We start from the raw sequence: 17929 nt of genomic DNA on the forward strand, positions 1-17929 counted from the left end.
GGCTACCTCTCCTCCGCCGTGTGCTCGGGGCCGTGCCCGGTCCCGGAGAGGTGCCGTGCCCGAGTGGCGTCCGCGGCCTCGGGACCCGCGGCGCCCGCCGCGGCCCCGGTGGGCGCGGCGGCACGGCGCCGTCGGCGTAGGAGACCGCCTCCGCCCTGGCGCGTCCACGGGGTGAGCAGGCGCTGGGCGAGCACGAGCACGGTGTCGGTGATCAGCGCCAGCAGGACGGTGAGCACGATGCCGACGACGATGGGCGCGTCGAACTGGCGGCGGAACCCGTCACTGAGGATGAGCTGGCCCAGCCCGCCCAGGCCCACCAGTGAGGCGACGCTGACCATGCTGATGGTGGCCACCGACGCCACGCGCAGCCCCGCGATGATCACCGGCACGGCCACAGGCGTCTCCACGTACACCAGGCGGCGCAGGGGGCCGAAGCCCATGGCGACGGCGGCCTGGCGGACGTGGTCGGGGACCTGGCGCAGCCCGTCCACCACGTTGGGCAGCAGGATCACCAGGGTGTACAGGGCCAGCGGCACGACGGCCGTCCAGTCGCTGAACCCGGTGTAGGGCAGCATGAGGAAGAACAGCGCGATGGAGGGCACCGCGTAGAGCACGTTCACCCCCGTCAGCACCGGCGGGTACAGGGGTTTCCAGCGCACGCACGCCAGCCCCAGGGGCAGGGCCAGCACCAGCCCGATGATGATGGACAGGTAGGACAGCCGCATGTGCTCGGTCAGGCGGGACAGGACGCCGCGATCGGGCTCGCCGGGATAGCTCCAGTTCTCCGCGCCCCACTCGGTGACGCGCGTGAGCCAGTCCCATGCCTCGGCGATCACTCGGTCACCGACCACAGGGCCGATCCCAGGTCGTCCTGGGAGACCACGCCGACCACACGTCCGTCGGCATCGACGCCGACCGCGCGGCCGGCGGGCGAGAGCACCGCGGCGTCCAGGGCGGCGCGCAGGGAGTCGGTGTCGGCAGCGAAGGTGTGTCCGTACGAGACGAGTCCGAGCGAGCCCAGGGTGGCGCCCGTGGGCACGCGGGCCAGTTTCCCGGTGCTGATCCAGCCCAGGGGCGCGCGGTCGCCGGTGACCACCAGCACCCACGGTTCGCCGCGCACGGAAGCGGCCGCGGTGCCCGCGCTGGTGTCGTCGCCGAAGACGACGTCCTCGCGCAGCGACAGCTCCCTGGCGGGGAAGAACGACAGGCGCCGCACGCCCCGGTCGTAGCCGACGAAGGACTCGACGAAGGCGTCGCGTGGCTCGGCCAGGAGCCGTTCGGGGCTGTCGTACTGGGCGAGCCGTCCGCCGGGCCGGAAGACGGCGATGCGGTCGCCGAGGCGGACGGCCTCGTCGATGTCGTGGGTGACGAAGACGATGGTCTTGCGCAGCTCCTCCTGGAGGCGCAGGAGCTCGTCCTGGAGGCTGGCGCGCACGACGGGGTCCACGGCGCTGAAGGGCTCGTCCATGAGCAGGATCGGCGGGTCGGCGGCCAGAGCGCGGGCGACGCCGACGCGCTGCTGCTGGCCTCCGGAGAGCTGGTGGGGATAGCGCCTGGCCTGGGAGGGTTCGAGTCCGACCAGTGCCATGAGCTCGGCGGCGCGCGCCCTGGCCCTGGCCCGCCCCCAGCCGAGCAGCAGGGGCACGGTCGCGATGTTGTCGCGCACGGTGCGGTGCGGGAAGAGCCCGGCCTGCTGGATGACGTAGCCGATGGAGCGGCGCAGCGCGGCCGGGTCTCGCTGACGCACGTCCTGGCCGTCGATGAGGACGGCGCCGCCGGTGGGCTCGACCATGCGGTTGATCATCCGCAGCGACGTGGTCTTGCCGCTTCCGGAGGGGCCCACGAAGACCGTGGTCTGCCCGCTCTCGACGGTGAGGTCCAGGCCGTCGACGGCCACGGTGCCGTCGGGATAGAGCTTGGCTGCGCCCTCGAATGTGATCATCGGCCGGTTCGTCTCCGTTCGGGGACCGGAAGGTGAGGGTGTGGCGAGGTCGGGCCGTGCAACGTTACCCGTGTACCCGCCGATCAGGCCGTAGGGTCTCGGCCGCGACCGTGTCGGGCCCCGGGGGCGGGGCCGTTCAGCTCTGGCGGGCGATCCAGTCGGTGAGCTGGTGCAGATCGTCCAGGACGGCGTCGGCCCGCGCCGCGTCCCGGGTGGCGGCGTGGCGGTAGCCGTAGATGCCCCGGCGCAGCAGGACGGTGCGCATCCCGGCTCGGAGGGCGGGCAGGACGTCGTTGTCGACGCGGTCGCCGACGTAGAGGATCTCCTCGGAGGCGATGCCGGGGCGGGTGTCCCGTACCAGGGACAGGACGCGGTCGAAGAACTCGGGCTCGGGCTTCTTGACGCCCCAGTCGTCGGAGATGCCGATGCCGTCGACGCCCAGCTCCATGGCGGTCAGGGTGGGACCGGCCTCGGGCGGCTGGTTGCCCGCGATGACCAGGGACAGGCCGGACTCGCGCATGGCTTTGAAGGCGGGGCGCACGTCGGGGTAGAGGTCGCGTTCGCCGAAGTGCTCGCGCTCGCCGCCGGGGTCCTCGGCGCACCAGCGGGCGCTCTCGGCCGCGAGGTCGAACCCGGGCACAAGCAGCCGGAAGCCCTCGGTGAGGGTCCCGCCGGAGGCGAGCACGGCGCCGATGGTGCCGAAGAAAGCCATGTGCGGGATGCCGAAGCGGTCGGCCCAGCGCGCGAAGATCCGCGTCTCGTCGACAAGGGTCTCGCCAACGTCGAACACCACAGTACGAATTGCCACGATCAGGGAGTTTACAAGCCGCCCGCAACAGTTCCGGGCGGGCTCAGCCGGGCGGCCGCAGTACGGCGAAGGCGTCGGTGATCTCCAGGCTCCGGCCGCGGAAGCGGAAGAGAGCGGCGGGCCGGCCTCCGGAGCGGCCGGAGGGCACCGAGCGGCCGGTCTCCTCGATCTGCCCCCGGCGCAGCAGGACACGGCGCAGGTTGGTCGCGGCCACGTCGTGGCCCAGGGCGGCCCGGTAATAGCCGGACAGCTCCGACATCGTGAACTCAGGCGGCGCGAGCGCGAACCCCACGTTGGTGTAGCTGAGCTTGGCACGCAGCCGCTGGCGTCCGGAACGGACGATGGAGGCGTGGTCGAAGGCCATGGGCGGCAGCTGCGCGGCCGGCTGCCAGCCGGTGTCGCCAGGCACGACCGGGTCGACGTCGGCCGGGACCAGGCCCAGGTAGGCGGTGGCCAGGGCGCGGCGCCCTGGGACCCGGCCTGGGTCGCTGCGTGTCTCCAGCTGCTCCAGGTGTGACAGATCTCTCACATCCACCTTCTGGGCGAGCTGGCGCCGGATGGAGGCGCCCAGGTTCTCCCCGCGACCGAGCCTGCCGCCGGGCAGTGCCCACGCCCCCTCGCAGGGCGGCAGGGCCCTGCGCCACAGCAGTACGCACAGTTCTCCGGCGCGGATCTGGAGCACGACCGCGAGCGCCTCGTGCACCGAGAGCTCCGCGTGGTCCGCCGCGGTGCAGACGGGCGTCGAAGCCTGTCCGTTTTCTTCAGGGATGTCCAACCTGTCCCTTCCGTTCCCGTCATGTTAAGCTGCAAGAGGTTTGTGCCTGACAGACAAAAACTTGTTCACCCGCATCGAACCTTCCCCGGCACGGCGCCCGTGCGACGTGCCCACAGCCTCAAGGAAGTAATTGGACATGGCACCGGTCACCGCGACGGCGGACACCATGACCAGGCAGGAATGGGCCGACGAGGTCCACCGCCTGGCGAAGGAGCGCGACGCTGTCATCCTCGCGCACAACTACCAGCGCCCGGAAATCCAGGACGTCGCCCACCACACGGGCGACTCCCTGGCGCTGTCCCGCCTGGCCGCCAGCGTCGACGCCAGCACCATTGTCTTCTGCGGCGTGCACTTCATGGCCGAGACCGCCAAGATTCTCGCCCCGGAGAAGACCGTCCTGCTGCCCGACCCCAACGCCGGGTGCTCGCTGGCCGACACCATCACCGCCGATGACGTGCGCGCCTGGAAGGCCGAGCACCCCGGCGCGGTCGTGGTCGCCTACGTCAACACCACAGCCGCGGTCAAGGCCGAGACCGACATCTGCTGCACCTCCTCCAACGCCGCGGACGTCATCCGCTCCATCCCCGAGGACCGCGAGATCCTCTTCCTGCCCGACCAGTTCCTCGGCGCCCACGTCAAGCGGATCACCGGACGCGAGAACATCCACGTGTGGATGGGTGAGTGCCACGTACACGCCGGGATCGACGGCCACACCCTGCGCGAGCGGGTCGCCGCCGAGCCCGACGCCGAGGTCTACGTCCACCCCGAGTGCGGCTGCGCCACCTCCGCCCTCTACCTCGTGGGCAGCGGCGCCGTCCCGCAGGATCGCGTGAAGGTCCTCTCCACCGGCGGCATGCTCACCGCCGCGGAGAACACCACCGCCGACAAGGTGCTCATCGCGACCGAGACCGGCATGCTGCACCAGCTGCGCAACGCCAACTCCGCCACGAGCTTCGAGGCGGTCAACTCGCGCGCCGAGTGCCACTACATGAAGATGATCAACGCCGACAAACTGCTGGACTCGCTGCGGTTCGGCACGACCGAGATCACCATCGACGCCGACACCACCGAGCGCGCCCGCCGCTCCGTCGAACGGATGGTCGCCATCGGCTCGCCGTCGCGGGGCGGAGAGTAGTCCCCGCTCCGGCGACGGGGGTCCACACTCCGTCGAACTAACGGTTACAGAACTCTTACCTTCAGGACACAGGTCACTATTTCACCCACGCTCCGGGGCTCCCCTCGCTACCGTCACGGGAAAGGCGGGGGGAGAAGTGTGACCACAGGGAACGAAGGAGACGAAGCGGCAGCGGTCGAGGCGCTCTACGACGCGTTCGCGCCGCCTCTGTACCGGTACGCCTGGTCGCTGCTGGGCGACGAGGACGAACAGGTGGCCGAGGCCGTACACGAAGGCCTGGTCGCCGGTGTGCTCCTTGAGTCCAGGCGCGCCGATCCGGCCGACCGCGGGCCCTGGCTGTACGCCCTGGTCCGTTCGGCCTGCCAGCGGCGCGGCCTGGTGCATGTGAGCCCCTACACCAGGCTGGCCACGGTGCCCGCCGAGGAACCAGTGGCCCGCATGTTCTCCCGGCTGCCCGCCAGCCACCGAGAGCTGGTCGAGCTGAACCTGCGGCACGCCCTGGCCACCTCGGCGGTCGCGCGCGTGCTGGGCCTGGACCCCCAGATCTGCGGCGAACTGTCACGTTCGGCGATCCGCCGCGCCGCCGAGAGCCTGACGGAGGAGACCCCAGGCGGTTCCGGAGACCACGCCGGCGCGCCGGGGAGCGCCAACGGAACAGCCGGTCCGGACGCCGACATCCCCGACGCCGCCGGGAATCCCGGATCAACGCGGTGGAGGGCCCGGGTCGACCACGTCTCGCGCGCTCTGTCCCTGCTGCGCCCTCCCGGCCCGCCGCCGGGCCTGCGCGAGAGGGTCGTGCGCACCTGCCTGGATCCCGAACTGGCCGCGGTCCGCGAGCGCGTCGCGGCGCAGATGCGCCCGCTCACCAGTGAGGGGTACCCCCTGCACCGCGCCCGCGCCGCCGGGGAGCCTGAGCAGGCCGCCGAGGCCACCGGCCCCGAACCGCCGCCGCGCGCCCTGCCCGGCGACCGGGTGACCACCCGAGACCATCCCGTGCGCGAGGAGGCGGTCGCCGAACTGGCCGGCCCCGACACCGTCCCCACGGACGAGGACCGGGCCTCCCGGCACCGCTGGCCGCTGCCCGCCGTCTCCGGACTGGCCACGGTCGTGGTGGCAGTCGGGCTGTGGGCGTGGGCGAGCGCGATAGGCGGCCCGTCCGCGATCATCGGCATCGAACCGGAGGAGGCCGAGCGCAACCCGCTGGTGTCGGAGATGGAGGCGGCCGCTACCTCCTCCGACGCCAAGCCGGAGGCCGGACCGACCACCGTTTCCACCGGCGCACCGCCGAGGTCGCCGGAGCCGCCGGGCCAGGAGGCCACCGCCGGGCCGGAGCCTGAGGAGGACACGGGGCGGGAGCCGCCCACGCCGGGCACCGAACCCGCGCCGCCCGCCGAGGATGTGGACCCGCCCTCCGACGGCGGCGGGTCCGACGACGGCTCCGAGTCTCCCGGCGAAGAGGGTCACGGAGACGACGGCGCCCCCGGCGACCAGTCCGATGAGGGGTCCGACGACGGCGACGAGGGCGAAGAAGGCCTGTTCGACGGGCTGTTGGGGCTGTTCTTCGGCGGTGGCTGACGCCGGTCGCCCCGTCCGTCGGACGGATCCGGGCCGGGGCTCTCACCCGGCACGGAGCTGAGCTCCGCGAAAGCACCGTTCAGCAGGATCTAGCGAGGAACCCCGGGCGTTCACACCCGGGAGGAAGCGCTTCTCTGGCCTGCTCTGCCCAGCAGGCTACGACGGACGTTTCTGCTGATCGATGTACTCCTTGATGATGGCCAGCGGTGCTCCGCCACACGAGGCGGCGAAGTAGGAGGGCGACCACAAGTGCGCGCCCCACAGGTACTTGCGGACGTGCCCGGGGTACTCCTGTCTGAGCCTGCGGGCGGAGACGCCCTTGAGCGAGCCGACCAGCCGGGACGGGGCGACCTTGGGCGGGTAGTGCACCAAGAGATGAACGTGGTCGGTCTCGCCGTTGAACTCGACCAGTTCGGTTCCGAAGTCGGCGCAGACGGCACGCATGACCTCTTCGCAGCGGCGAAGGATCTCGTCGGTGAAGGGACCCCGCCGGTACCTGGGTGTGAAGACCAAGTGCGCGTGGAGGGGGTAGACGACCGTACGACCGCTGCGAATACCGGGGTTTGGTTCCCAGCGTGGTGACATAGGTCAATGCTGAGATCATCCGGCGAAGATCGTGACGCAGGTGAAGCTGATGCCGGAGGCCGACTAGGCCGCCGCGCTCCTGGCGACCCCGCACGCGGTCAACGATGCCGCGAACTGAGTGTCTGGCGTGGCGTTCGAGCATGGCGTGCCGCGTGAGTACGAGCTGCGTAAGCACACCTGTGCCGAGCTGAAGTCCCGTGGGCTGGGGGGCGCAGGCCGCGCAGCACACGATCAAGAAGGTCCGCGACGCCTACACCACGCTGAAGGCGAACCTGCGGGCCGGAAATCTCGGCAAGCCGGGATCGAAACGCCGCCGCAAGGCCGGGTCCAAGCCCATCGCCTTCCAGCCCGGGGCCGCGCACCCATTTGATGACCGCTGCCTTTCTTGGCAGTACGACGCGCAGACCGTCTCCATTTGGACCACCGCCGGACGCTTGCGCGGCGTCCGCTTCGCGTGCTCCCCCGACGCGCTCAGGACGCTGCGTGAGTACCGCAAGGGCGAAGCCGACCTCGTCCACCGTGACGCTGGAGGACCTGGGCGGCATCCGGAAGAGGGTACGGCTCCGCAGGCCCCAACGGGTCACGCTCCACTCCTGGGCCTTCGCCCAGCTGGGACGGTTCCTTGAGTACAAGGCGCGCCGGGCGGGCGTCCAGCTGGTGTACGTCGATCCGGCGTACACCAGCCGGGAACGCGCCGAATGCCATCACGCCGACAAGCGCAACCGGGCCGGCTAGGCCCGCTTCGTCTGCCGGTCGTGCGGGGTCGTTGCCCACGCCGACCGCAACGCTTCCCGCACGATCGCCGCCCGCGGCGAGGCTGCGTGGATCGCGGGGCGTGAGTCACGCGTCCCTGCCGCCCCATAGGGGTGTCTGGGCGGAGAAGGCCACACCACGGCCAGTGGTGCCCTACCTCCAAGCCCGGTCCTTCAGAGCCGGGTCAGGTTGACAACGGGGCGAGCAGCCGCTCGGCGGCGGTGTGCAGCCGCCGTTCCACCTCGTCCACGTTGCGGCGGCCCTTGAGGACCTCCACGAGCTCGAAGATCCACACACTGGTGAGCGAGCCGGCCAGGACGTAACCGGTGCTGTCGCGGTCCACATCGGTACCCGCGGCGCCGTCCTCCCCGGCCGCGCCCTCCGGGCTGCCGACGGCCACCCGCCACACCAGGTCGGAGATACGCACGTCAAGCTCGATCTTGACCTCGGCCATGATCAGCGAGCGCACCAGCGCGTCGGCCAGCTCGGGCTCGCGCATGAGGCCGCGCGTGGCACGCAGCAGGACGTCGACGGCGCGCCCGGCGGCGGTGTCGGCGGTGGGCGGATGCCGGACGATACCGCCTTCCAGCAGGTCCAGCTCCTCGGTGACCACCGCTACGACCAGGTCCATCTTCGAGGGGAAGTACCGGTAGAGCGTGCCGAGGGCCACCCCGGCGCGCTCGGCGACCGAACGCATCTGCATGGCGTCGACGCCACCGCGCACGGCCAGCGCGGCCGCCGTCTGCACGATGCGCTTGCGGCGCTGAGTCTGACTTCGCGACATCGTTCCGCTCGACGCCTGCACCGCCACAGGATCTTCCCTTCGTCGTCAGCTCGCACGCCGTCTGCACGCACGCGGCGCTGGAACCCGTTGTGGTGGTCGGCGCCCGGCCGGGACGGCGACCGTTATGAGAACACGTTATCCAAGGTTTTCCCCTTCACACGGTCCTCCTCACCCATGACTCTCGCCTCATCGCCCGACGTAGCAGTAGCAATACGAAAAGAGAACCAAGGTTTTCGGATCACCTGAACAGCTTTATAGAATATGTTCTTATTCTTGCGATCAGCGTGATCTGACCGCTTCGTCACACCCCTCTCGATCCCCCGCCCGCTCCTCGGGACCGGCCACACCCTAGGATCGAACCGGATTCGGTTTCTAGTGAGAGGTCGTCCCCCGCATGCCCGACGCACCCCCTGTCGAGGCCCTCGGCGACGGAGTCTGGAGCTTGCCGGTGCCCATCCCCGGCAACCCCCTCGGCTTCACCTACGTCTACGTCCTCGCCAGCTCCGGCGGCCCCGTCCTCATCGACACCGGCTGGGACCACGACGAGTCCTGGGAAGCCCTCACCCACGGCCTCAAGCAGACCGGGCACACCGTCGCGGAGGTCCGCGGCGCCGTCCTCACCCACTTCCACCCGGACCACTCCGGTCTGGCCGGGCGCCTGCGCGAGGCCTCCGACGCCTGGATCGCCATGCACCCGGCCGACATCGCGATCACCGAGCGGCTGAACGCCACACCCCCGCAGGAGCGCCTCGACGGGACCGCCGACCAGCTGCGCCGCTCCGGATTCCCCGAGGAGGACGTCCGGACCCTGCTGGAGGCCCCGAACCTGATCAGCCCGCCCGCCGTCCCCGACCTGGCCCTGGCCGACGGCGGGGCCGTCGATCTGCCCGGCCGCGACCTACGCGCCGTGTGGACGCCCGGCCACACCCCCGGCCACATGTGCCTGCACCTGGCCGACGGCGGAAAGCTCTTCACCGGCGACCACGTCCTGCCCCGCATCACCCCTCACGTGGGCCAGTTCCCGCTGCTGTCCACCGACGGCGATCCCCTGGGCGCCTTCCTCGCCTCCCAGGCCGCTATCGGACGCCTGCCCGACGCCGACCGCCTGGCGTGCCTTCCCTCACACGAGGCCCGCTTCACCGGCCTCGCCGCCCGCGCTCGGGAGATCACGGCCCACCACGAGGAACGGCTCGACGAGATGGCCACCCTCCTAGCCGGGGGCCCCGCCACACTGTGGGAGATCACCTCCGGCCTGGCCTGGAAACGCTCCTGGGCCCGCATGCGCATCCATGCCCGGCATATGGCGGCTTCCGAGACCGCCGCCCACCTGCGGCTCCTCGAAGAACGGGGCCTCGCCCGCCGTACCGTGCACGGCGACATACCACGCTGGGCCACCGTCTCCGAAGCGCACCGCCCGACGTAGGATCCCTTACCAACCAGCCCGACGCCGACCCGAACCCAACTGCCGAGTAACATATGGACGCGCACGCCTGTCACCGGCGAACATCCGCGTCCACACCGGCGGCGGCCGGGCCCGCGACCCAACGAAGAGGTGGACTCTTGACCCAGTCGGGCACCACACCGAGCCCGCGGCCTTCCGCCGAGCGCCCCCTGCGCGTCGCCCTGCTGTCCTACCGCAGCAAGCAGCACGTCGGCGGACAGGGCGTGTACGTCCGCCACCTGTCGCGGGAACTGGCCGCCCTGGGGCACGAGGTCACGGTCCTGTCCGGCCAGCCCTACCCCGTGCTGGACGAGGGTGTGGCCCTGGAGAAGATCTCCTCCCTGGACCTCTACAACGACGCCGACCCCTTCGCCACCCCGCACGTGCGCGAGTGGCGTGACTGGATCGACGTCCTGGAGATCGCCACCATGTGGACCGCCGGGTTCCCCGAGCCCCTCACCTTCTCCCTGCGCGCCAACCGCGAGCTGCGAAGGCGCCTGGCCGACTTCGACGTCGTCCACGACAACCAGACCCTGGGCTGGGGCCTGCTCGGCGTCCGCGCCGCGGGGCTGCCGCTGGTCACCACCATCCACCACCCCATCAGCGTGGACCGCAGGATCGAGCTGGCCGAGGCCCGCGGCCTACAGAAGCTCTCCAAGCGCCGCTGGTACGGGTTCGTGGGCATGCAGGCCAGGGTGGCGCGCAAGCTCGACCCGATCCTCGTCCCCTCCCGGTCCTCCGCCGACGACATCACCCGCGAGTTCGGCGTCGACCCCGCCGCCATGGAGGTCACCCCGCTGGGCGTGGACACCCGCTACTTCCACCCGCGCCCCGAACGGGATCGCGTTCCCGGCCGCATCGTGTGCACCGCCAGCGCCGACAGCCCCCTCAAGGGCGTGGCGGTCCTGCTGCGCGCCGCCGCCAAGCTCGCCACCGAGCGCGACGTCACCCTGACCATCGTCAGCCGCCCCAAGCCCGGCGGCCCCACCGACCGGCTGGTGGACGAGTTGAGCCTGCGCGATCGCGTGGAGTTCGTCAGCGGTATCGACGACACCGCCCTGGCCGAGCTCGTCGCCAGCGCCCAGGTCGCGGTCGTCCCGTCCTTCTACGAGGGGTTCTCCCTGCCAGCCGTGGAGGCCATGGCCTGCGGAACCCCCCTGGTGGCGAGCCATGCCGGCGCCCTGCCCGAGGTCGTGGGCACCGATGGCGACGCCGGACACCTGGTTCCCCCCGGCGACCCCGAAGCCCTGGCCGACGCCCTCGCCTCCCTGCTCGACGACGGCGCCGAGCGCGAGCGTATGGGCGCCGCCGCCTGGAGAAGGGTCCAGGAACGCTTCACCTGGAGAGCCGTCGCCGAGCTGACCGCGCAGCGCTACGCCACCACCATCGACACCGTCAGCGGGACCAGGCCCGCTGGCGACGACACGCGTCCCGCGCCCGTACGGGCGCGCGCGAACGGCGCCTGATCCGGCCGGCCGAGCGCTGACCCACCACCACGCGTCCGCAGATCCCTAGGGAGCCTCCACTGATCACCGTCGACTTCAACCTGTTCCCCGTCGGCCCCGGCGACCGCGTGCTCGACCTGGGCTGCGGCGGCGGCCGCCACTCCTTCGAGGTCTACCGCCGCGGAGCCGACATCACCGCCTTCGACCAGAACGTCGCCGACCTCGCCGAGGTCGAGACCATGTTCGCCGCGATGCGCCACGAGGGAGAGGCCCCAGAGGAGGCCCGGGCCGAGACGGTCAAGGGCGACGCCCTCGACATGCCCTTCGACGACGGCAGCTTCGACCGGGTGGTCGCCGCCGAGATCTTCGAGCACGTCCCGCACGACACCGCCGCGATGGCGGAGCTGCTGCGGGTGCTGCGGCCGGGCGGCATCGCCGCGGTCACCGTGCCCAGCTTCCTGCCCGAACGGCTGTGCTGGGCGCTTTCGGAGGACTACCACACCAACGAGGGCGGACACATCCGCATCTACACGCGCGCCGAACTGGAGGCCAAGCTCAAGGCCACCGGCTTCGAGGTCGGCCCGCACCACCACGCGCATGCCCTGCACGCGCCGTACTGGTGGATCAAGTGCGCGGTGGGCACCGACAACGACGGCCACCCCCTCGCCAAGGCGTACCACGAGATGCTGGTGTGGGACATGCTCAAGGCCCCGAGGGTGACCCGGGTCGCCGAGCGCCTGCTCAACCCGGTCATCGGCAAGAGCGTGGTCGTGTACGTGCGAAAGCCGCACGCCGCCTGATGGCTGTCGCTCCCGCTCCCGCACCGCTTCTGCACGACGCCAGGGCGCTACACCTGCCCGGCATGCTCAGCTCCGACCAGCTGCACCGCTCCGCCTCCTACCTGGTACACAGCCAGGAGGCCGACGGTGCGATCCCCTGGTTCCCCGGCGGGCACACCGACGTGTGGGACCACGTCGAGTGCGCCATGGCCCTGACCGTGACCGGGCGGAACGTGCCCGGGCACGCCGAGGCGGCCCGGCGCGCCTACCTGTGGCTGGCCGGGAACCGCGCGCCCGGTGGCGGGTGGCCCGCCAAGCTCCGCCAGGGCGTCCCCGTCACACGGCTGCGCGAGGCCAACCACGCCTCCTACCCGGCGGTGGGACTGTTCCACCACCTGCTCGTCACGGGCGACGCGTCCTTCGCCGAGCACATGTGGCCGGTGGTCGAGGAGGGCCTGGAGTTCGTCATGGCCCTGCGCGGTGAGCACGGCGAGATCCTGTGGGCACGCTCGGAGGACGGTTCGCCGGGCGACCACGCGCTGCTGACGGTGTGCGCGAGTGTGCACCACGCGCTGCGCTGCGGTGCGGCCCTGGCCACGCGTCTGGGCCGCGAACGTCCGGCGTGGACGGCCGCCGCCGACCGGCTCGCGGTACTCATCAGCGAGCGCGAGGACCTGTTCGCCGACCGGGGCCGCTTCTCGATGGACTGGTTCTACCCCGTCCTCGGCGGTGCCGTGCGCGGCGCCGCCGCCAAGGAGCGGATCGGGGAGCGCTGGAAGCGGTTCGTGGTCCCGGGGCTGGGTGTGCGCTGTGTGAGCGACCAGCCGTGGGTCACCGCGGCGGAGTCAGCGGAGCTGGTGATGGCCCTGGCCGCCATGGGCGACACCGAGGCGGGGGTGGGCCTCCTGCGGGACGTGCAGCACCTGCGCGACGGCGACGACGGCGTGTACTGGACCGGCTACCAGTTCGTCGAGCAGGTGCGATGGCCGGTGGAGCGCAGTACGTGGACCTCGGCCGCCGTGATCCTGGCGGTGGACGCGCTCACCGGTACCACCCCGGGCTCACGGGTGTTCCTGCACACCTGGGACGAGCTCCCCGGCGGCTAGGGAGCGTTCAGCGGGTACCCCGCGTCCACCGGCGGAGCCCGACCTCCGTGGGCGGCACGGGGACGCGGACACGGAAACGGTCCGCACGACATGACCTGGCACGAGGCCGGGAAGCCCGCCGCCGCGAAGGGGCCCGGCGGCGCGCGCCGCCGGGCCCCTTCGCCCATCCGCCACCGTTCCGGCGGCTACCTGTCCTCGTCACCGCGTCCGGGAGGCATCTCGGACTCGTTGCCGCCGCCGTCGCCGTCACCGCCGTCGGCGTCACCACCGCCCTCGTCGTTCTCGTCGGTCTCCGTACCGGGGAAACTCGGTATCCCGGGGTCCGGGTCGTTCGGCTCGGGGTCGAGGGGGATATCCGGGTCCTGCTGCTCGGTCTGGTCCTCGGACTCGTCCGTCTCCTGCTGCTGGCCGTCGTTCTGCGGCGGCTCGTCCGGCTCCTGGGTGGACGGGTCCGGCGCCCAGTACTGGGTGGACCCGGCGTAGGCCGGGGGCGGGAAGTCCTCCCACTCGTATCCGGACATCGCCTCCGACATGTAGTTCCGCCACATCGTCGCGGGCAGGCTTCCACCGGACAGCTCCCCGTAGCCGGGCACCGTGAAGCTCTCGTTGTCCCCGCTGTAGACACTCACCGACGTGGACAGCTGCGGGGTGTAGCCGACGAACCAGGCCGCCACGCTGCCCGTGGTGGTTCCGGTCTTACCCGCCACCGGATGGCTGCCGATGTTGGCGGTGGTACCGGTACCGCCATTGACGACCTGCTCAAGCGCGTAGGTGACGTCCGCGGCGTTGTCCTCGCTGATGGCCCGGTTGCTCTCGACCTCGGGGCGCTCGTCCTCGCCCTCGGTGTCGCGGATCTCCTCGATCACGTGTGTGTCGACGTGCACACCGCCGTTGGCGAAGGTGGCGTAGGCGCCGGCCTGGTCCACCGGCCGGACCGTGCTCACACCCAGCGCCATGGTCGGCACCAGCTGGTTGTCCAGGATGCTGCCCTCGGCCACGCCCAGGTCGTAGGCGGTCTCACGGACCTCCTCCTGTCCCGTCTCCATGGCCAACTCGATGTAGCCGAGGTTGTTGGAGACACGGGTCGCCTGGATCAGCGACATGACGCCCCCGGGTCCGTTCCCGGCGTTCTCGATCGGCTCCGCGGACCCGGCGATGTGCCGTGGTCCTCGGCCGTCGACCATGCTGTTCAGGCTGTAGCCCTGTTTGAGCGCGGTGGCCAGGACGTAGGGCTTGAACGACGACCCGGCCTGCGCTCCGCCGAGCAGGGCGCTGTCGTACTGGTTGGTGTTGTAGTCGTGCCCCCCGTAGAAGGCCAGTACCCCGCCGGTCGCGGGATCGACGGTGGTCGCCCCCACGTTGACACCGTCCGGCAGCTGTTCCGGATCCATCGTCTCCTCGATGGTCCGGTACATGGTGTCCATCATGTCCTGGTCGAACGTGGTGACGATCGTGTAGCCCTGGCGGTTGATCTGGTCCTCGGTGTAGCCCAGGTCCGCCAGTTCCCGCATGACGGCCTCGTACATGTAGCCCCGGTAGCCGCTCAGGTCGCTGCCGTTGACGGGCTTCTCCGGCTCGGGCTCGGGGAACTCCATCGCGTCGGCCTCGGCCTGGGTGATGGCACCGGTGGTGACCATGCCGTTGACGACGTACTGCCAGCGGCGCTCCATCTCCGGGGTGGTCTCCACGTCCGCCTCGCCGAAGTAGGAGGGCTGCTGGATGGCGGCGGACAGGAACGCGGACTCCGCCGCGTCCAGGTCCTGGACGTCCTTGTGGTAGTACGCCTCGGCGGCGGCCTGGACTCCGTAGGCGCGGCGGCCGAAGTAGATGGTGTTCAGGTACTGCTCCATCACCCACTCCTTCGACTCGCTCTGGTCCACCTTGATGGAGATGATGATCTCCTGGATCTTGCGGGTGATCGACACCTCTCGGGAGACGCCCTCGTAGTAGTTGCGGACCATCTGCTGGGTGATGGTCGAGCCGCCCTGGACCTGCTTGCCGCTGACGGTGGACCAGACCGCGCGGGTCGTACCGCTCACGGACACACCGGGCTCGGTCCAGAAACCGCGGTCCTCCGCGGAGACGACCGCCTCGACGACGTGGTCACCGCCCGCGGTCATCTCCTCGTAGGAGAGGATCTCGCGGTCAGTGCCCCGATAGGCGAACTCGGTCTCGCCGTCGGCGAAGTAGAAGGTCGATCCCTGTTCGAGCGCGTCGGCCTTGGCCGCGTCCGGGACCTCCACCGTGTTGTAGAGGTAGACGAACGTGCCACAGGCGATGATGATGAACAGGCCGGTGACGATGAGGAGGGAACGGAGCATTCTCCACCACAGGGGCTTCTTGGGTTTACTCGTCTTCTTCCCCTTGGGATCACCCGGCCCCTTCGGTCCGCCCGGCCCGGTGCCTCCGGGGCCGGCCGGTCCCTTGGGGCCGCCGGGCCCCGTGGGCCCCTGCTGAGAGCCGTGGGAGTCCCGGGGCGCACCGGGACCGGCGGTACTGGCAGCATCGGCGGCACCGAGGCCATCGGAGCGGGTCTCCTCCGACCGCTCACCAGCGTCGGGCGACTCTGTCGCGTAGTCCGAGAAGCGGCGCGGCGAGGGCCACAGGGAGGCGGTCTCGGCGGCGGAGGCCCCGTCGGGCGCCTCCTGCGCACGGGTCCTGTCCTCATCCCCGAAGTCCTCGGCCGCAGGCGCGGACTCGAAGGCCTGCACGTCGGCCACCGTCCCGGCCACCGGGGTCCTGGCTTCGGGTCTCTGTGTGTCCTCTCCTCCGCGTGCGTCCTCCGCGGCGGAACCGTCCCGCGGGTGGGAGGTGTCGTCACCGTCAGCGGCGGTGACGCCTTCGTCCCCCGCGCCCGGGAGGGGTTCGGTCGGCGGGGAGCTGTTGGACTCGGTGCCGTCGTCCTCCCCGGTACCGGGTACGTAACTGGCCGCCGCCGCTGCGGCGACGGCATCGGCGGACACGGCAGCGGTCGGAGCGGTTTCGGAAACGTCCGCGGCCGTGCCTTCTGCTTCGCCGGACCCGGCACCGTCGTCGACGGATCCGGTGCCGTCCTGCCAGGTCTCGTCGTCCGCGGACTCCGGAGTTTCGGAAGCTCCGGTCCCGGAGGTCTCCTCCGCCGTGGCTTCGGCCCGGACGGCGTCGAGAGAGATGGGCTCGGTCGGGTCGGACACGGGTGATGGGGGCTCACCAGTGCCAGCCGTACCGGCGGCGGTGGAGGGCACAGCCGCCTCGCTCACGGATCCGTCCTCAACACCGTGGGAGGGCTCGTCCTCACCGGTGCTCTCCGGGCGGGCATCAGGCTCCTCCGCTGGGGAGGCGGTGAAGGAGCCGTCGGCCGAAGGGGCGCTGTCCTGAGCCGGGGCGGTGGGCGGAGAGGACGGAGCGTCGGCGGACACCCCGTCGGAAGAAGCCGCCTGGCCCCGGGTATCTGCCTCGGCGGAGTCGAATCCCTGCTCCGCGAGATTGCGTGCGACCCTCTCACGGAAGAAGGTCCCGCTGGTCTTGAAGCTGACCGGACCGATGAACTCCGGCTCCGGTTGGTCTCCTGGTTCCTGGTCTCCTCCAGGGGTGTCGTAAGTGGGCTGGTCTCCGTCGGTAGCGGGCACGCCATCCTCGGAGACGGTCCTGCCGGACAGCTCTTCGGCAGAGGTGTTCCTGGTCTCCGGCTCATCAGTCACGGGGCGCTGTCCGCCCGCCCCGCCTTCGCCGTGTGTGTTCTCGCTCAGCTCCCCGCCCCCATGGCAAATCACGTCCGGCACCGTGCCGTCCTGGTATTTGACGCGCGAGTGTCCCTGATCGTTCAACCGAGTCAGGCCCGAAGCGGTATCTCGGGGAATAACGCCACCATCGCTCCGCCCTCGGCACCACGATACCCGCCCGTAACCATGTCAAGGGCAAAGCAATAACCTCACCGTCACTTCTCACCCAGGGCTTACCCTCTCCGGGCGTGTGGCGGATTATCTGTTAACCCGGTCACTTCTCCGTGGTACGGACGGGAAAGGTGCGTGGCCGGCGATCAGGCGATGCGTTCGAGGACCCGCATCGAACCGACGACGCGCACCTCGCCGAACAGCCCGGAGTCCAGGGCCCTGCGGTAGATGTTGTGGGGCGGGCGACCGCCGTCCTCAGGGTTGGGGAACACGTCGTGAATAACGAGGGCCCCTCCGGGGGCGACGTGGGGGCTCCAGCCCGCGTAGTCGTTCTGGGCTGCCTCCTCGCTGTGGCCGCCGTCGATGAAGACCATCCCGAGCGGAGTCCCCCAGACACCGGCGAAGTCGGCGGAGCGGCCGACGACCGCGATGACCTCCTCGTCCAGGCCCGCCTCGGTGATCGTGCGGCGGAAGTGCGGGAGGGTGTCGAACCTGCCGGTGGCACCGTCAACGAGGGTCTCGTCGTGGTACTCCCAACCCTCCTGGTGCTCCTCCGAGCCCCGGTGGTGGTCCACGGTGAGGACCTTGGTCCCGGTCGCACGGGCGGCGGCGCCCAGGAAGACGGTGGACTTGCCGCAGTAGGTGCCGATCTCCACGATCGGACCGATGTGCGCGTGGGCGACCGCGGCCTCGAAGAGGGCTGTGCCTTCGTCCGTGGGCATGAAGCCCTTGGCGGCCTCAGCCGCGGCCAGGAGTTCTGCGGGGATTGTCTTCGTCATGCGGAAATTGTCCCACCGGACGAAACCGGCCCTCGCATGCCCCCACCCGAAATCACAAATGCACGAGCCCAGGCACAAAAAAGGAGGAGAAGAACCCCGAAAGAGCCCTTCCCCTCCTTAAGAAAAACCGTGGCAGCAACCTACTCTCCC

15 protein-coding genes are annotated in these 17929 nt (G+C 70.7%); 7 read left to right on the plus strand and 8 right to left on the minus strand.

What is annotated here, in order from left to right; translation table 11 throughout:
- Nucleotides 1–2: 2 nt before the first annotated feature.
- The 4 genes from AC0T5L_RS19145 to AC0T5L_RS19160 form a co-directional block, all read right to left on the minus strand.
- The gene (locus tag AC0T5L_RS19145; RefSeq protein WP_476166829.1) at nt 3–833 is read right to left on the minus strand and encodes an ABC transporter permease; all 831 of its coding nucleotides are present in this window, start codon (nt 831–833) and stop codon (nt 3–5) included.
- Nucleotides 833–1942, minus strand: a complete 1110-nt coding sequence (locus AC0T5L_RS19150) for an ABC transporter ATP-binding protein (RefSeq protein ID WP_476166811.1) — start codon at nt 1940–1942, stop codon at nt 833–835. Before AC0T5L_RS19150 ends, AC0T5L_RS19145 begins: the two co-directional genes overlap by 1 nt.
- 136 nt (nt 1943–2078) lie before the next feature.
- A complete protein-coding gene (locus tag AC0T5L_RS19155; RefSeq protein WP_476166812.1) occupies nt 2079–2750 on the minus strand; it encodes an HAD family hydrolase in 672 nt (223 codons plus the stop codon).
- 43 nt (nt 2751–2793) lie between these two features.
- The gene (locus AC0T5L_RS19160; RefSeq protein ID WP_476166813.1) at nt 2794–3525 is read right to left on the minus strand and encodes an NUDIX hydrolase; all 732 of its coding nucleotides are present in this window, start codon (nt 3523–3525) and stop codon (nt 2794–2796) included.
- A gap of 136 nt (nt 3526–3661) precedes the next feature.
- On the opposite strand from AC0T5L_RS19160, the gene nadA reads away from it, so the two are divergent.
- Nucleotides 3662–4660 carry a quinolinate synthase NadA gene (nadA, locus tag AC0T5L_RS19165; RefSeq protein ID WP_476166814.1) on the plus strand — a complete coding sequence of 333 codons (999 nt, stop codon included), beginning with the start codon at nt 3662–3664 and terminating at the stop codon, nt 4658–4660.
- Nucleotides 4661–4798: 138 nt separating this feature from the next.
- The gene (locus AC0T5L_RS19170) at nt 4799–6235 is read left to right on the plus strand and encodes an RNA polymerase sigma factor (RefSeq protein ID WP_476166815.1); all 1437 of its coding nucleotides are present in this window, start codon (nt 4799–4801) and stop codon (nt 6233–6235) included.
- A 156-nt stretch (nt 6236–6391) separates the two neighbouring features.
- On the opposite strand, the gene tnpA is transcribed toward AC0T5L_RS19170, so the two are convergent.
- A complete protein-coding gene (gene tnpA / locus AC0T5L_RS19175) occupies nt 6392–6820 on the minus strand; it encodes an IS200/IS605 family transposase (RefSeq protein ID WP_476166816.1) in 429 nt (142 codons plus the stop codon).
- Between the two features lie 483 nt (nt 6821–7303).
- On the opposite strand from tnpA, the gene AC0T5L_RS19180 reads away from it, so the two are divergent.
- The gene (locus AC0T5L_RS19180; RefSeq protein ID WP_476166817.1) at nt 7304–7555 is read left to right on the plus strand and encodes an IS200/IS605 family accessory protein TnpB-related protein; all 252 of its coding nucleotides are present in this window, start codon (nt 7304–7306) and stop codon (nt 7553–7555) included.
- Between the two features lie 202 nt (nt 7556–7757).
- Here the strand turns inward: AC0T5L_RS19180 and AC0T5L_RS19185 are convergent, their stop codons facing one another.
- Nucleotides 7758–8384: a TetR family transcriptional regulator gene (locus AC0T5L_RS19185; protein WP_476166818.1), complete on the minus strand. Its 627-nt coding sequence runs from the start codon at nt 8382–8384 to the stop codon at nt 7758–7760.
- Between the two features lie 367 nt (nt 8385–8751).
- On the opposite strand from AC0T5L_RS19185, the gene AC0T5L_RS19190 reads away from it, so the two are divergent.
- The 4 genes from AC0T5L_RS19190 to AC0T5L_RS19205 all read left to right on the plus strand — a co-directional run bounded on the left by AC0T5L_RS19190 (nt 8752) and on the right by AC0T5L_RS19205 (nt 13128).
- Nucleotides 8752–9780, plus strand: coding sequence for an MBL fold metallo-hydrolase (locus tag AC0T5L_RS19190; protein WP_476166819.1), 1029 nt, complete (start codon nt 8752–8754; stop codon nt 9778–9780).
- A 137-nt stretch (nt 9781–9917) separates the two neighbouring features.
- The gene (locus AC0T5L_RS19195; protein WP_476166820.1) at nt 9918–11264 is read left to right on the plus strand and encodes a glycosyltransferase family 4 protein; all 1347 of its coding nucleotides are present in this window, start codon (nt 9918–9920) and stop codon (nt 11262–11264) included.
- A gap of 59 nt (nt 11265–11323) precedes the next feature.
- A complete protein-coding gene (locus AC0T5L_RS19200) occupies nt 11324–12043 on the plus strand; it encodes a class I SAM-dependent methyltransferase (RefSeq protein ID WP_476166830.1) in 720 nt (239 codons plus the stop codon).
- Entirely contained in the window at nt 12043–13128 is a 1086-nt protein-coding gene (locus AC0T5L_RS19205) for a prenyltransferase (protein WP_476166821.1), read from the plus strand. Before AC0T5L_RS19200 ends, AC0T5L_RS19205 begins: the two co-directional genes overlap by 1 nt.
- Before the next feature lie 185 nt (nt 13129–13313).
- On the opposite strand, the gene AC0T5L_RS19210 is transcribed toward AC0T5L_RS19205, so the two are convergent.
- Complete coding sequence (locus tag AC0T5L_RS19210) at nt 13314–16889, minus strand: transglycosylase domain-containing protein (RefSeq protein WP_476166822.1); 3576 nt, start codon at nt 16887–16889, stop codon at nt 13314–13316.
- Between the two features lie 257 nt (nt 16890–17146).
- Complete coding sequence (locus AC0T5L_RS19215) at nt 17147–17779, minus strand: class I SAM-dependent methyltransferase (protein ID WP_476166823.1); 633 nt, start codon at nt 17777–17779, stop codon at nt 17147–17149.
- Nucleotides 17780–17929: the final 150 nt, after the last annotated feature.

Source organism: Nocardiopsis sp. TRM 82005, from assembly GCF_056312425.1.

Coding starts and splice junctions, on each gene's coding strand:
- nadA (WP_476166814.1), top strand. CDS start 3,662: ATGGCACCGGTCACCGCGACGGCGGACACCATGACCAGGCAGGAATGG.
- AC0T5L_RS19215 (WP_476166823.1), bottom strand. CDS start 17,779: ATGACGAAGACAATCCCCGCAGAACTCCTGGCCGCGGCTGAGGCCGCC.
- AC0T5L_RS19150 (WP_476166811.1), bottom strand. CDS start 1,942: ATGATCACATTCGAGGGCGCAGCCAAGCTCTATCCCGACGGCACCGTG.
- AC0T5L_RS19205 (WP_476166821.1), top strand. CDS start 12,043: ATGGCTGTCGCTCCCGCTCCCGCACCGCTTCTGCACGACGCCAGGGCG.
- AC0T5L_RS19190 (WP_476166819.1), top strand. CDS start 8,752: ATGCCCGACGCACCCCCTGTCGAGGCCCTCGGCGACGGAGTCTGGAGC.
- tnpA (WP_476166816.1), bottom strand. CDS start 6,820: ATGTCACCACGCTGGGAACCAAACCCCGGTATTCGCAGCGGTCGTACG.